Source organism: Endozoicomonas sp. ISHI1, assembly GCF_024606225.1.
GTDB lineage: Bacteria > Pseudomonadota > Gammaproteobacteria > Pseudomonadales > Endozoicomonadaceae > Endozoicomonas_A.
Genome location: NZ_JAGRPU010000008.1, coordinates 17246 through 30424, shown reverse-complemented (window position 1 = coordinate 30424; position 13179 = coordinate 17246). Strand labels below are relative to the sequence as shown.

12 protein-coding genes are annotated in these 13179 nt (G+C 48.3%); 7 read left to right on the top strand and 5 right to left on the bottom strand.

Features of this window, described 5'->3' with window-relative positions; translation table 11 throughout:
• Positions 1 to 10: 10 nt before the first annotated feature.
• Genes KBW69_RS07170 through KBW69_RS07155 form a run of 4 tightly spaced genes read left to right on the top strand, consistent with a single transcriptional unit; the run spans position 11 to position 3687 of the window.
• A complete protein-coding gene (locus tag KBW69_RS07170; RefSeq protein WP_257275972.1) occupies positions 11 to 979 on the top strand; it encodes a glycosyltransferase family 2 protein in 969 nt (322 codons plus the stop codon).
• The gene (locus KBW69_RS07165; RefSeq protein WP_257280454.1) at positions 966 to 1334 is read left to right on the top strand and encodes a GtrA family protein; all 369 of its coding nucleotides are present in this window, start codon (positions 966 to 968) and stop codon (positions 1332 to 1334) included. Before KBW69_RS07170 ends, KBW69_RS07165 begins: the two co-directional genes overlap by 14 nt.
• The gene (locus KBW69_RS07160; protein WP_257275976.1) at positions 1331 to 2137 is read left to right on the top strand and encodes a ChbG/HpnK family deacetylase; all 807 of its coding nucleotides are present in this window, start codon (positions 1331 to 1333) and stop codon (positions 2135 to 2137) included. Before KBW69_RS07165 ends, KBW69_RS07160 begins: the two co-directional genes overlap by 4 nt.
• Positions 2134 to 3687 carry a glycosyltransferase family 39 protein gene (locus KBW69_RS07155; protein ID WP_257275977.1) on the top strand — a complete coding sequence of 518 codons (1554 nt, stop codon included), beginning with the start codon at positions 2134 to 2136 and terminating at the stop codon, positions 3685 to 3687. The genes KBW69_RS07160 and KBW69_RS07155 overlap by 4 nt, the downstream gene beginning before the upstream one ends.
• 42 nt (positions 3688 to 3729) lie before the next feature.
• Here the strand turns inward: KBW69_RS07155 and KBW69_RS07150 are convergent, their stop codons facing one another.
• Both KBW69_RS07150 and KBW69_RS07145 read right to left on the bottom strand, forming a co-directional pair.
• Positions 3730 to 4200, bottom strand: coding sequence for a glycine zipper 2TM domain-containing protein (locus KBW69_RS07150; RefSeq protein ID WP_257275978.1), 471 nt, complete (start codon positions 4198 to 4200; stop codon positions 3730 to 3732).
• 71 nt (positions 4201 to 4271) lie between these two features.
• Entirely contained in the window at positions 4272 to 6602 is a 2331-nt protein-coding gene (locus tag KBW69_RS07145; protein ID WP_257275980.1) for an inositol phosphate phosphatase SopB, read from the bottom strand.
• A 395-nt stretch (positions 6603 to 6997) separates the two neighbouring features.
• Here KBW69_RS07145 and aspA point away from each other — a divergent pair, with 395 nt between their 5' ends.
• The 3 genes from aspA to KBW69_RS07130 all read left to right on the top strand — a co-directional run bounded on the left by aspA (position 6998) and on the right by KBW69_RS07130 (position 10666).
• A complete protein-coding gene (aspA, locus tag KBW69_RS07140) occupies positions 6998 to 8434 on the top strand; it encodes an aspartate ammonia-lyase (RefSeq protein ID WP_257275985.1) in 1437 nt (478 codons plus the stop codon).
• A 635-nt stretch (positions 8435 to 9069) separates the two neighbouring features.
• Complete coding sequence (locus KBW69_RS07135; protein WP_257275982.1) at positions 9070 to 9723, top strand: response regulator transcription factor; 654 nt, start codon at positions 9070 to 9072, stop codon at positions 9721 to 9723.
• A gap of 433 nt (positions 9724 to 10156) precedes the next feature.
• Positions 10157 to 10666: a response regulator gene (locus KBW69_RS07130; RefSeq protein ID WP_257275983.1), complete on the top strand. Its 510-nt coding sequence runs from the start codon at positions 10157 to 10159 to the stop codon at positions 10664 to 10666.
• A 6-nt stretch (positions 10667 to 10672) separates the two neighbouring features.
• Here KBW69_RS07130 and sbcB read toward each other — a convergent pair whose 3' ends face one another.
• From sbcB to KBW69_RS07115, 3 genes are all read right to left on the bottom strand, one after another.
• Positions 10673 to 12097 (bottom strand): exodeoxyribonuclease I, encoded by a 1425-nt coding sequence (gene sbcB, locus KBW69_RS07125; RefSeq protein ID WP_257280453.1) that lies wholly within the window; start codon positions 12095 to 12097, stop codon positions 10673 to 10675.
• Positions 12098 to 12099: 2 nt separating this feature from the next.
• The gene (locus KBW69_RS07120; RefSeq protein WP_257280452.1) at positions 12100 to 12738 is read right to left on the bottom strand and encodes a YigZ family protein; all 639 of its coding nucleotides are present in this window, start codon (positions 12736 to 12738) and stop codon (positions 12100 to 12102) included.
• Positions 12739 to 12806: 68 nt separating this feature from the next.
• On the bottom strand, positions 12807 to 13172 hold the full coding sequence (locus tag KBW69_RS07115; RefSeq protein WP_257275201.1) for a PilZ domain-containing protein: 366 nt from the start codon (positions 13170 to 13172) through the stop codon (positions 12807 to 12809).
• Positions 13173 to 13179 lie beyond the last annotated feature (7 nt).

The following is a 13179-nucleotide window of genomic DNA, read 5'->3' as shown; positions in this document are numbered from 1 at the left end:
CGGAGACAAGATGCCCGTTAATAACTCATTTTTACTCAGCTGTGTGGTGCCGGTTTTCAACGAAAGTCCGGTTATTAGTCAGTTCATGGAAACACTGAAAGAGCAACTGGAAGCCATCACTGAGCGTTTTGAAATTATTGTGGTGGATGATGGCAGCACCGACAAAACAGTTGAACTGGTCGAGCCATTCTGTGATGACCCGAGGATCAAGCTGGTCGAGCTATCAAGAAACTTCGGCAAGGAAACCGCATTAACTGCCGGAATTGATGCCACTTCCGGTGACGCTGTGGTTCTGATCGATGCAGACTTTCAGCACCCTCTGGAAATGATTCCTGTTTTTGTTGATTACTGGCGGCAGGGTTACCAGATGGTTTACGGCGTTCGTCAAGATAGGGAAAACGAATCTTTCCTGAAAAAGAAAGGCGCACAATTTTTTTATCGAATCATGCATTCCAGCACAGGCATTGATGTACCGGCTCACGCAGGCGACTTCCGACTAATGGACAAGGTCGTTGTCGATGCCCTGAAAGCCATGCCAGAACGCAGCCGGTTCATGAAAGGCATCTATGCCTGGGTGGGTTACAAGAGTATAGGCCTACCCTTTCAGGTCAGAAGCCGGCTAGCGGGACAGTCCGGCTGGGGCTACGGCAAACTGACCAGTCTGGCTCTTTCAGGCATTACCGCATTCACTACTCTACCGCTAAGGATTGTAGGTGGGCTCGGACTGATTATTTCATTTATCTCGGTTTTTTATGCATTCTTTATCATCTTTCGAACCCTTGTTCTCGGTGCACCTCTGCCAGGCTGGCCCACGGTTATTGTCGCTATCACCTTTATCGGTGGCATACAGCTTTTGTCTCTCTGGATACTGGGTGAGTATATTGCCGGTATTTTCTGCGAAGTGAAAAAACGCCCAATGTACCTGATACAAAGACAGCTGGGATTCAAAAATCAGAAGGACAGTAATGCGACCGATTAAGTTTATTGTCACCGGTGCTGCGGCTGCAGCTGTTCACCTCTGGGTCCTCTGGCTTCTGGTAGACCTGACTCAATTAGCCCCATTGCTGGCCAACCCTGCCGCTTTCATTCTGGCTTTTGTCGTAAGCTACCTGGGGCATTCACTGTGGACTTTTAATCACAAGCAGCATGTTCATCGCAATGCTCTGGTGAAATTCCTGCTGGTTCAGTTACTCTGCAGCTTTGTACTCAATCAGTCGCTTTATACCCTCCTGTTAACCTACACCGCTTTAAATTATCTGATGGCCAGCTTTATCGTTTTGGCCACAATACCTTTGGTCACTTATACCCTGAGCAAATACTGGGCCTTTAAATGAAAAGAATAACATTGTGCGCAGATGATTATGGGATACACCCCGGGGTATCAGAAGCTATTCTGCAGCTGGCCAGTCAGGGCACAATTCAGGCCACTAGCTGCCTCGTCACTGGCCCTGACTGGATAAAGCAGGCAAGAAGCCTGACGAACATCCGGGAAAAGGTTGATATTGGCCTGCATCTGAATTTAACAGAAGGAAAAGGCCTCAGTTCCTTTTACAAGGACGGGTTCCCCAGCCTGAATCAGCTATTAATCAGGAGCCATCTTCGCTTGCTGGACAGGACTGCAATGGTGGAAGAAATAACGACGCAATATCAGCATTTTATAGACGCTACCGGCAGAGCCCCGGACTTTGTTGATGGCCATCAGCATATACACCACCTGCCCATGGTGCGTAATGCTCTGTTATCGGTATTAGACGCTCATAAGCCCGCACCTTCTTTCTGGGTGAGAAGCGTTACCCCGGTTATCCGTCACGGTGGAAAACTGAAAAGCTATATTATTGAAGGTTCCGGTAGTAAGAACCTACTCCGTGAATTGATCAATCAGGGCATCAATACCAATACTTCCTTTGCTGGTGTTTATTCACTGAAACCGGAAGTAAACTACGCAACCCTGATGTCATCGTGGCTCTCTGATTCATACGACAGAGGGCTAATCATGTGCCACCCTGGTAAAACCGCGGGACAAAAAAAACTCGATCATCCAAAAGCCAGACAGTTAGAATTTGATTATTTATCGAGCCAACAATTTCCAGACAGCTGTCAACAAACAGGAGTGGATCTGTGCAGAATGAAGCAATGATTGCTGACTCTTCACCCTCATCCGTGGTAATAAAACACCCTTTTCGCTGGCTCAGCCTGATCTGCTTTTTCCAGCTAATTTTCTGGACCCTCGGTCCCTGGATAGTCAGAAACACGCTTCACTCTGACACACTTGAAGGCATTGCCTGGGGGAATCTCTGGCAATGGGGGTATGAAAAACATCCTCCATTGGCAGCCTGGACTGCCGCTCTTTCCTCAAACTTAAGTGACGCCAGCGACTGGCCTGTCTATCTATTTGCCCAGATCAGCGTAGTGATTGCTTTTATTGCTGTCTGGCGTCTTGCAAGAGAATATTTAACCGAGGCAGGCGCACTGCTGGCGGTCTTTCTGTTACAGGGCATTCTCTTTTACAGCAACCGGGTAGAAAGGCTAACACCAGATACGCTTCAGCACCCAATCTGGGCCTTTCTTGTCCTGACTTTTTATTTTGCAGTGACCCGCCAATCTCTGGGTTATTGGCTGCTGACTGGAATCATGTCAGGACTGGCCATCCTGACTAAATATCAGGTCGCTGTATTGTTTGTTCCCTTACTGATTGTTCTTTTAATCACCCGGGAAGGCAACCTCGCTCTTTCCTCCATTGGCCCTTGGTTGGGCGGGATTCTGTCTCTGGCCATCGCCTCCCCCCATCTATATTGGCTATGGGAGCATGAATTTGCGGCAGTAAGCTATCTGGGAGAAAACTACGTTGACAGTGATCGTTACGGAACAGGTTCAAACTGGGATCATCTGATATTTCCTTTGGACTTTATTAAGAACAACCTGGGTAATGTTCTTGTATTTTTCCTTCTAATGATCCCACTTTTCAGAGCCCCCAAGCTTCTTGTCGATTATGATCGCTTCAAAAAAGTATTTCTAATCGCCATAGCTACAGGTCCATTCGCTTTTACACTCTTGTTTGGACTGATAACCGGTGAAAAGCTCGTATCCCGGTGGGCTACCCCCTACTTTGCCTGGCTGCCCCTGCTATTGCTGGCCTGGACTCGTCCATTGATTGATGACCAGCGTTTCAAGAGAGTGGCGTTCTGGTGTTTATTCACTGGGCTATTGTTTGTCTCATTGAGATGCAGCTACTTGCTGTTCAAACCTGTCTTTGATGAGGATTACTGGGATTCGGTGGAATTCACGCCTCTACGGGCCCAGATGCTAAAAGCGGAAGAATTATGGGCATTACATCAGGGAGATCACCCTGAGAACGACCGTTACATGCCTTATCTGGGCGGCCTTCACTACCACGTTGCTGAACTGGTGGCGTATAGCCGCAATCGAAAAACCATTCCATATTTTGGCCTGAACCGGGAAGAAAGTCTCTGGATGAAAGAAGAAGATTTCCGCAATAAAGGCGGGATCATTGTCATAATGGATGGCAAACGGTACTCAGGAGAGGTCAGGCGTCGGCTTGAAAAGAACTACCCTGAGGCTGAATTTTTGGGACGTTTTGCATTTGAGCCTGTGACCAAATTTAAAGTGGATAATAAGCCAAAACTGTTTGTAGAGTATTACCTTTTGAGACCTCAGGAGATCCTCTGAGAAGCTGTCAGAGGGCTTTGAGCAAGCCCATCCACCTTTACTTCACTGCACCTTAACAACCCGACTGGCAGTGCCCTGGGTAAGGATCTTTACCTTATCGCCCGCAGCGAAGTTAACCGCAGGGTCAACCTGTTGAACAACAGAAACATAAGAGCCATCATCCAGCCTCACTGTCAGCTCAACCCCTTGCTTAGAAGTAATTTTCTTCTCGGCCATATTACCCAAAACACCACCGGCAACGGCTCCAGCTACTGCAGCAATGGCGCTTTCACGCTGACCACCAATACTGGAAGCGGCAATACCACCCACCGCTGCACCCGCCACAGTACCAACCTCGCCCTGGGTACCTTCCAGTTTGACCAGTCTGGATTCAGCTACTGTACCAAACCGGACTGTCTGCATTTGACGCGCTTCAGAAGCAGAGTAGGTAGTCCCTGTCTGATCGGTCGTACAACCGGCCAGAGAGAATGAAAGCAGCAAGACGATCCCTGTGTGTTTGATCCTATTATTCATAAATGTGTCTCCCGGTATGTTTGATTTCTGTTTCCCATCCAGCTTAGACCGCGCCATACAGACAAAATTCCTCAGGAGCGCACTATTTTGGAAAGCCCTCTGACTTCTTCACGAATGTCAGGATCACCAACTCTTTCGGTGATCGATTTAACATGTTCTGTTTTATACCCCCGGACACCCACGTTTTGTTCCTGAACTTCCAGATTACCGCTTTCCCGGAGAATCGTCTGGAACAAGGCTCTGTCAGCAGGATCCAAAATAGGCCCAGGCTCAGGTACTTTGCCAGTTTCCGGATTAATTCTGGCCGCCAGAAACTTGATTTCGGCATCCAGCATTCCAGTTCTGTCTTTACCGCTTTTGCAATTGGATATTGGCACAGCCCCCACTTTATGAGTCAACAGGGCTACTCTGCACGCCAGTTTATAGGCATCATGATGATGATGGTAGTGCCGACCTTTTTTATAGATCGACTTAATCTGGGCAGTGAGATCCTCTACTGATCGAGCATCCCTTTTTAACTGATCCAGTTGAGCATTCAGTTCAGAGACTTTTTTTCTATCACCAGCCGCTTCGGCGCCCCTGGCCTGCGCCATGATGGCCTCACCTTTCTTTGAGATATTACTGAGAAATTCACCGGCCATCCCCCCTTGAATGCCCGCTTTATCTGACTTGCCCACCAGCATTTCCATAGCAGGATCGTTCATTTTTTTCTGGAAAGATCGCCCACCTGTTAACAGAGAAGCGCCACCCACCCCACCCCAGTTTACAGGAATGTTAAAGCGTGCCTGTTTGAAATTAAGTTTGATGGTTCGGGTCTGTCCATCAGCCCCCGGAAGTTCTAGTGTAACAGGTTGCTTTGCAGGATCGGTAAAGTGTTTGAAAGCTTCATTCTGAGCTTTTTGGATTTTTCTCTCTTTTCCAGAACCCAGACCGGTAGTGACCAGAGAAGTGGAAGTCGTCATCAGGGTCGGAACTGGCCCTCCTTCTGCTGCTGCCAGAGCTTGTTCAAAAATATCAGGCCGGGTTGCAAGGGCCGAAAGCAGGATTTCCTTGACCCTCGCTTTCCCCCCTTCAGCCCTGAGATCCGGATTCCCTTTGACACCATAGGGATCAGCAATCCCATGCCGTATGCCAGTATAGACATTGCTATTATTAATCGAAAAATCACTGCGATTCAGGCTTGTGGCATGATCTGTATTGGTGGAATCAAGACAGCCGACCCCACGACCTTCATAGTCAATATCATACAGGCGGGATACTTCACCCTTTACAGACTCAGGCACTCTGATTTCAGCCGCAGGCTGCTGCCTGGAAATGAATTCAATACCAGCCTGAGAAAAAGATTTTTCTGTCGTTTTCCAGGAACGATTATTTAACTGGTTGATATAAGCCGCCTCGAAATCGCTGGCCACGGTTTGTTTATCAACCCCTGCTGACACCAGGGCATCCTGCAGCATTTTCGGATAATCTTCGTTGGCCTTGCGCATCTCTTCTTTGCTGACAGGTTCATCGCCTTTTAACTGAACCGTTTGCTGAAGTCGTCCTAACTCATTCAATAGCTGTCGATCAAGATTGGTCAATCGCGCCGCAACCTCTTTATCCCCCTCGCCCCGGGCCGACTGAAGTTTATTATTCAGAACCTCTCTGGCGGTATCAAACTGTAGCTTTTGTAACTTGAAAAACTCTTTGTGGTCATGAGTACTGCCGGGAACAGCCACCTCAGCATCGGACACGGGCATCTGGTAGTGATTTAAAAGGGTCTGGGTATCCCTGCTTTCCTGCAGATGCATCTTGAACACTTCACCAGCAACCTCTCTATCGACATTTCTCAGAGATAATTCGTTGAGGAGTTTATGAGGGAGCTTCCGAAGATCATCCAACATCTCTTTCGTTACGGGTTCATAGTCCTGATGAATCTTTTGCTCATGCTGCTGGATGAACTCTTTCATTGCCAGAATCAGCTCACCACTATCCGTCTGTTGCCGGGCTTCACTGAGCACTTCTTTCGCTACAGAGACGGCCGCACTCTCATACTGATTTCTGGCCTGCTGATAAGCCCTTTGAACCTCAGGCTTGTCACCCTGATCCATTGTCACCTCGTCAAAGACATAGCCCTGCTGTTTGAAAATGCTGTCTGCCTGAGCCGGGGGGCGGGTATTGCCAGACACCCTCCAGGGTTCGGGCTGCCTGACTATGGCAACCTGTCTCTGCTGTATCGGAGCATCACGAGGCGTCCGTTTAGCCAGTCCTGACAACTTTTTCAGAACATTCCTGATGGATTTGACCACTCTGTTCTGACGACGGCTACGCCCGACCTTTTCCGTTTCCCCGACATCTGGCGCTGCTGCGTGAGGGTTCATTGATGTGGGCTGAAGACCCGTTGGGAGCTTGCTGCCATCCATTGCACTGACTCCTTAGTCGAGTATAAATTCCGTCTTCGGTCCTGATTCCCGGAAAAAGACCGTAACCAGTTTCGTTAGAGGGGCTGTCTGATTATACCGGGAACGAATCTGAGACCATTCGCTTCCGGGTTGAAGAGCAAACCTGGAATATGTTTCAGTAACATTAGCAATAAGCCCTTGAAACTCTATATAAAAGAATAGCCAAAGGCGAAGCTCATAACCTGTTAATGCCCGTTAAGACCTTTCATGATGAGATCTGTAATAGTTTGATAAGTAGAATTTCATATTGCCGGATGTTCTAAGCAGGAACAGACTAACCCTTGTTCTTTGAGGTGGTGGTTAACCAGACTCCACACCTTTTGTTGCCGATATTCCTTTTTAGTGGTGATACATCAATGGCACTGGATAATACTGATCTGAACGAATACCGCATCGAGCATGATCTGCTGGGTGAAGCCCCTGTACCCCGGGAGGCTTACTATGGCATCCAGACTCAGCGAGCCCTGGAAAACTTCAACATTTCCGGTGTCACACTGAACCACTTCTCTAACATTCCGAAAGCCCTGGCCATGGTTAAGAAAGCCTGCGCACTGGCCAACCGTGATCTGGGAATGCTGGACGCAGCCAAAGCCGACGCCATCGCGGACGCCTGTGACGAAATTATTGCCGGTAAACTGCATGACCAATTCACCGTTGACATGATTCAGGGTGGTGCCGGAACCTCCACTAACATGAATGCCAACGAAGTCATTGCCAACCGCGCGCTGGAACTAATGGGTTATCGTCGTGGTCAATACGAGCACCTGCACCCTAACACACACGTCAACATGGCTCAGTCTACCAATGACGTTTACCCAACGGCCATGCGTCTTTCCATGGTGCTGAAGCACAACGAACTGGTTGTAGCCGCCAAGAGTCTGAAGAACGCCTGTGATGTCAAAGCAGAAGAGTTTAAGGACGTTCTGAAAATGGGTCGTACCCAGCTGCAGGATGCCGTGCCTATGACGCTGGGCCAGGAATTCCGTGCTTTTTCAACCACCATTGGTGAAGACATTGACCGTATCAAGGATATGGCCAAGCTGCTGTGCGAAATCAACCTGGGTGGTACTGCTATTGGTACGGGTATCACTGCCGACAACCGTTACGCACCCTTAGCAGTTAAGTACCTGTCTGAGATTTCCGGCCAGAATATGATTCTGGCGGGTGACTTGGTAGAAGCCACCTCTGACATGGGCGCTTTTGTCATTTTCTCCAGCGCCCTGAAGCGAATGGCCGTAAAGCTGTCCAAAATGAGTAATGACCTGCGACTGCTCTCCTCCGGCCCTCTGTGTGGTTTTAATGACATCAACCTGCCTGAAATGCAGCCTGGCTCTTCCATCATGCCAGGCAAGGTTAACCCGGTTATTCCTGAGGCCATGAGCCAGATCGCTTTCCACGTTATTGGCAACGATCTGGTAGTAACCATGGCTTCTGAAGCAGCCCAGCTGCAGCTAAACTACGCTGAGCCGGTACTGGTTTACAAAATTCTGGAATCCATCCAGCAACTCACCAACGGTATGTTCATGCTGTCCGATCGCTGCGTTAAGGGCATCACTGCTAACAAAGATATATGTATGGATTATGTCTACAACTCTGTTGGCCTGGTCACCGCTCTTAACCCCTATCTGGGTTACGAGAACTCCAGCCGTATTGCCAAAACGGCCTTGAAGACCGGTCGTCGTGTAGTAGACCTGGTTAAGGAAGAAGGCTTGCTGACGGATGAGCAACTGGCCGAAATCCTCAAACCAGAAAACATGATTGCGCCACTGGACCTGAGCAGCAAGGTACACTGATCGTTAAAATCAGTCGTCTATATTGACACAAGACACAAGACACAAGACACAAGACAAATGACGCATGAAAAGCCGCACTGCTGCCGGTGCGGTTTATTTATTCTCTGTTCGCTGACCCTCTCTGGGGAATGGGAAGCATCACACCGTTGTATCACACAAAACCTCCCCTTCTGCATACTTACCCATACTTAATGTACATTTACAGTAGATTTACCACTTGGAATGTATATTTTTTTCATTAAGATTGCGTATTCCGTGAGGCGATCAGTAGAAAGCGAAATTATCTAAACCATTCAAACGTAATTACGACTTGGAAATATCGGACATCCAATAATCAAAGCTCAGTATACTGGGTTGAAGTACGCAAGAAGCCGTCCAGCGAAATCCAGGCAGAGCAGCCCACTTAGTGTATGCTGTCAAAGAGGCATCAAACGGTACAGAGATTAGTAGCGTGACGTATTGTTACTCCAAGGCATTGTTAGAAACCTCTGCTACACTGAGATCGAATTCCACAGCCGTTAAGCATGTAACAAAATGAATGATGTGGTTCTACCTTCGCAAATTTTCTCCTGCCTGACGGCGTTTGATTACTAATCCGTTTACGGCAACTTTTATACAGTTACAGTGGAGTCGTTATGCAGCAACAGGATATGAAGCAGGAGCCCACCGTTTTCATCATCGACGATGACGAGGCTGTGCGTGATTCGCTGAAAATGCTGATGAAGTCTGTTGGACAGACAGTAGAGGCTTTTTTTTCCCCAGCCGAGTTTCTGGAAGTCTACGATGAAAACCGTCCGGGATGCATCGTTCTGGACATTCGTATGCCAGGAATGAGCGGGCTTGAGCTTCAGAGCAAGCTCAATGAAATGCACTGCATTCTGCCTATTATTTTCATTACCGGACACGGCGATGTGCCGATGGCGGTTCAGGCTATCAAGGATGGCGCAATGAATTTTATCCAGAAACCGTTCCGTGACCAGGAGCTTCTGGATCTGATTAACGATGCCTTGAAACTCGATGCGCAGCAGCGTCGTGAGCTGCTGGAGCACAAAGAAATTCTTCGTCGTCTTTCCACACTAACTGACCGTGAGCGTGAAGTCCTTCATCATGTTGTTGAAGGCAAGGCGAACAAGGTTATCGCTGCTGACATCAACCTGAGCCAGAGAACGGTAGAAATCCACCGCTCTCGTGTGATGGAAAAAATGGGCACCAAATCCCTGGCCCACCTTGTGCGTCAGGTTATGCAGGTTAAAGAGCACCTGGAAGGCGAATTTTACTTCAAGGCCTGACCTTAATCCGGGGCGTCTTGTATGGATAACGCCCCGGGTCCATACCCTCCTTTTAGTGGTCTGCACAGTGTCTTGTCAGTCCATTGCACGCTTGTACCTCTCCTCTCAATTATCTCCACATTCCCTGCGAAGCCTTGCGCCGCCTTTTAAGTAGTCCCCGTACAACGTCTAGTACATCCCTCCATTCAGCAATTTTGAGTCTAATCCTAAACTCCTATTACGCTTTGAGAGAGCTGAAGACAGTGATCAATTTTTCTTAAATGACCGAAACTTTTTTGGCTACCAAGGGTACCTGAATACTTTATTAACAAAAAAGCGATTATTTCAGAAAAATCATCTACCTTATGGCGACTAAAGTTTTTCTTTCATTGCTGGTAACGCTCTGCTGGATACAAATGCCCTGTGTTAAGAAAGCAGGTCTTTCTTTCAGAGCATGAGTACAACAGATTCTCCACCTTCTGGCAGGTTACCTGATTGCCTTACGGAAGCTGGCGTCTCGGCAAAAGACTCAAGTATTGTTATTGAATTGACCATCAAGGCTGCCCCTATGAGCTTGGCAACAAAAGCTACCGTGTATCTACTGGAACAGGATACAAATGTTACCGACACCATCCGCGGCCTGTGTGATGAGAAGTCAATGCTACTGGAATGCTTCAGCAACAGCAGTGAACTGTTGATGGCCATTCAGAGCAGAAAGCCTGACTGCATCATTGCTGAGAATGAGAAAGAAAGTGAAGAAGCTATAAAGCTTCTGGAGGCCCTGAACGAGGATGAATATGATATTCCTTTCATCGTTCTGGGACACCATAATGATGTGCATACTGCCGTAGCGGCCATTAAGGCAGGGGCTGTTGACTACATCGAAAAGCCCGTTATTTATGGCCGACTTGCTGAACACTTTAACCAGGTGATCGGAGGGGGAGGAGAAGCCGCTGCTGTTTGATTCATTTCAACTCACAGATGATTCCAGCTTCCTGACGTAATCGGCCAACTCATCAAGAAGAGCCTGCTGTGCGATCGAAGCCACCCCCCGGGCTTCATCTATAGCCTGCCAAAAAGAGCCATAGCCCAGAATCCGATTGTCACCGTCAGACAATCGCAACTTTCGATATGATTCCCACGCATCCAACTCCTCGACATCCAGTGTCTCTGGATAATGTCGTGCGCGATAACGAAACAACATTTCATCCAATCGAGCATCATTGAAAGAAAAGCCCAGTCTCACCAGACTGGAAGACTCCGAAGACCTGACCACCTGCATCCGCTCTTTATCTTCTTCTGAGAAAAAACCACCCGAATAGATCATCTGATCCGGATCGCTGGAAACCTTTTCTGGCACCGAGTCAAATACCTGCTGAACCTTCTGCATCACTTGTGGATGCTGCAGCAGCCATTCCCTGTTCTTTAAGTTCAGATTCAGATCGATCCCCAGCCGTTGCTGGTCCTCAGGCCTGAGTACTTTCAAGGGAGCCACCACCGGGCATTTATTGATATGCACCACTTTCAGCGCAATCCTTTCCTGTCCTTCTTTGGCGGGAGAGAATAAACGCTCTTGTATCTCTGCCACCGACAAGTCCATCAGCACTTCAGGAGAGACAGACAAGTCAAAGACTACCACCCCATTGCGATTGATGGGATGCATGGCGAGAGGCATCACAACAGCAAGACAATGCCTGTCAGCACCAAACATACCGGAGACATGAACAACAGCCTCTTTTTTTGTTAGATTCAACTGCTGGAAAACCTCCCTCTTATTACGGAGGTTCAGGATAAAGTTGAAGACCCTGGGCTGCCGCTCACGTATCAGACGTGCCATCGCTATGGTTGCTCTCACATCTGACAAAGCATCATGAGCGTCACCATGATCAATCCCGTTCGCCTGAGTCAGGTCCTCCAGCTTGTAACTGTTAAAACCATCTTCTCTTTTGGGCCAGGTTATACCTTCAGGCCTCAGCGCTCCTGTTAATCTCACCAGATCAATAAGGTCCCAGCGACTGTTTCCGTTCTGCCACTCTCTGGCATAGGGATCATAAAAGTTTCGATAAAGACTGTTACGAGTCACTTCATCATCAAAGCGAATTGTGTTGTAGCCAACGCCACAGGTTCCGGGTTGCATCAACTCGGTATGAATCTGACGAATAAACTCCGGCTCAACCATCCCCCTTTCATTGACTGCCTGTGGTGTCAAACCGGTGACCAGACAGGCCATGGGATGCGCCAGATGATCCCGGGGTAGCTTGCAAAATATATTGAGAGGCTCCCCGATTTCATTCAACCCGGCATCGGTTCTGATCCCGGCGAACTGGCAGGGCCAATCCGTCGCAGGATCGGTTCCCCAGGTTTCGTAATCGTGCCAGTAGAAACTTCTCAGCATGTTCACTCCTGCCAATGCAATGAAATCTTCCCTTTCAGGGATTCTGTCACCCTGGAAGTAAAGTCAATTCTGGTAGCTTCGGGCAATTTAATCTGGATAACAACCCGGTCACTATAGTCACAGTGAATGATTTCTCCTGACAGGGATTCCAGCCAGTGTCGAAAAGCTTGCTCATTGGCATAATCGAGCAAGGCAGTTCCCTGAATCATGGGGACACATTCAACCACAGGCAACTGTTCTACGGCTGACTGAACTGACGCACCGTAAGCCCGAACCAGTCCTCCGGCTCCCAACTTGATGCCACCAAAGTAACGTACCACAACGACCGCTACCTCTCCGATCTGACGATGCTGTAAAACATTGAGCATAGGCTTGCCAGCCGTGCCGCCGGGTTCACCATCATCATCAAAACCCAGGACGGTATTTCCCTCGGGAGGACCGGCAATAAAAGCAAGACAGTGATGGGAGGCATCAGGAAACTGATTTCTCAGAGATTGCTGGAAGGAGAGCGCTTCGGCTCTTGAGGTCACTCTGGACAGGAAAGTAATAAAACGGCTTCGCTTGACTTCCGCTTCCCACTGAAAAGAGGAGTCAGGTAATAGATCAGGCACCCGATAACGGCCCGTGGGCTGGCTGGACATTCAATTCTCTTGTTGCACTCAAAAAGCATGAACCGAGTGATCGTCAGCTATATTTTCCACTCAACCTGTCAGCACTCAGTGAAAGAAAAGTACTCCTTGAGTACTTCAACCAAGTCAATAATATCATGCCCTGCATTGACAATACTGTAGCCAGAATCAAAAAACTCCGGACCCACGTCTGGCTTACACCAGTGACACCGGGCATCAAAGTCAATATGGTTTTTCTCTTCATCAGGTCCGGGCAGCTTAATTCTCATACTGTAAACCGCACCAATGAGAACCGGTACCGTACTGATGAGCATCAAACCATTGCTGCTGATGTTACCAATACTTCCTATTTCCCTGAGCGTGTTCCTGTTGTATACAGTCAGATATTCATTCAACTGATGACGCTTGATGCTGCGGCGTTCCTTGCCGCGTGGAACCATAGACATAATCTGT

What these genes read in the sequence shown, in the direction of transcription:
- KBW69_RS07165 (WP_257280454.1), top strand. Translation starts at nt 966, where the DNA reads ATGCGACCGATTAAGTTTATTGTCACCGGTGCTGCGGCTGCAGCTGTT.
- sbcB (WP_257280453.1), bottom strand. Translation starts at nt 12,097, where the DNA reads ATGCTGAGAAGTTTCTACTGGCACGATTACGAAACCTGGGGAACCGAT.
- KBW69_RS07130 (WP_257275983.1), top strand. Translation starts at nt 10,157, where the DNA reads ATGAGTACAACAGATTCTCCACCTTCTGGCAGGTTACCTGATTGCCTT.
- KBW69_RS07155 (WP_257275977.1), top strand. Translation starts at nt 2,134, where the DNA reads ATGATTGCTGACTCTTCACCCTCATCCGTGGTAATAAAACACCCTTTT.
- aspA (WP_257275985.1), top strand. Translation starts at nt 6,998, where the DNA reads ATGGCACTGGATAATACTGATCTGAACGAATACCGCATCGAGCATGAT.
- KBW69_RS07160 (WP_257275976.1), top strand. Translation starts at nt 1,331, where the DNA reads ATGAAAAGAATAACATTGTGCGCAGATGATTATGGGATACACCCCGGG.
- KBW69_RS07115 (WP_257275201.1), bottom strand. Translation starts at nt 13,172, where the DNA reads ATGTCTATGGTTCCACGCGGCAAGGAACGCCGCAGCATCAAGCGTCAT.
- KBW69_RS07135 (WP_257275982.1), top strand. Translation starts at nt 9,070, where the DNA reads ATGCAGCAACAGGATATGAAGCAGGAGCCCACCGTTTTCATCATCGAC.
- KBW69_RS07170 (WP_257275972.1), top strand. Translation starts at nt 11, where the DNA reads ATGCCCGTTAATAACTCATTTTTACTCAGCTGTGTGGTGCCGGTTTTC.
- KBW69_RS07120 (WP_257280452.1), bottom strand. Translation starts at nt 12,738, where the DNA reads ATGTCCAGCCAGCCCACGGGCCGTTATCGGGTGCCTGATCTATTACCT.
- KBW69_RS07145 (WP_257275980.1), bottom strand. Translation starts at nt 6,602, where the DNA reads ATGGATGGCAGCAAGCTCCCAACGGGTCTTCAGCCCACATCAATGAAC.
- KBW69_RS07150 (WP_257275978.1), bottom strand. Translation starts at nt 4,200, where the DNA reads ATGAATAATAGGATCAAACACACAGGGATCGTCTTGCTGCTTTCATTC.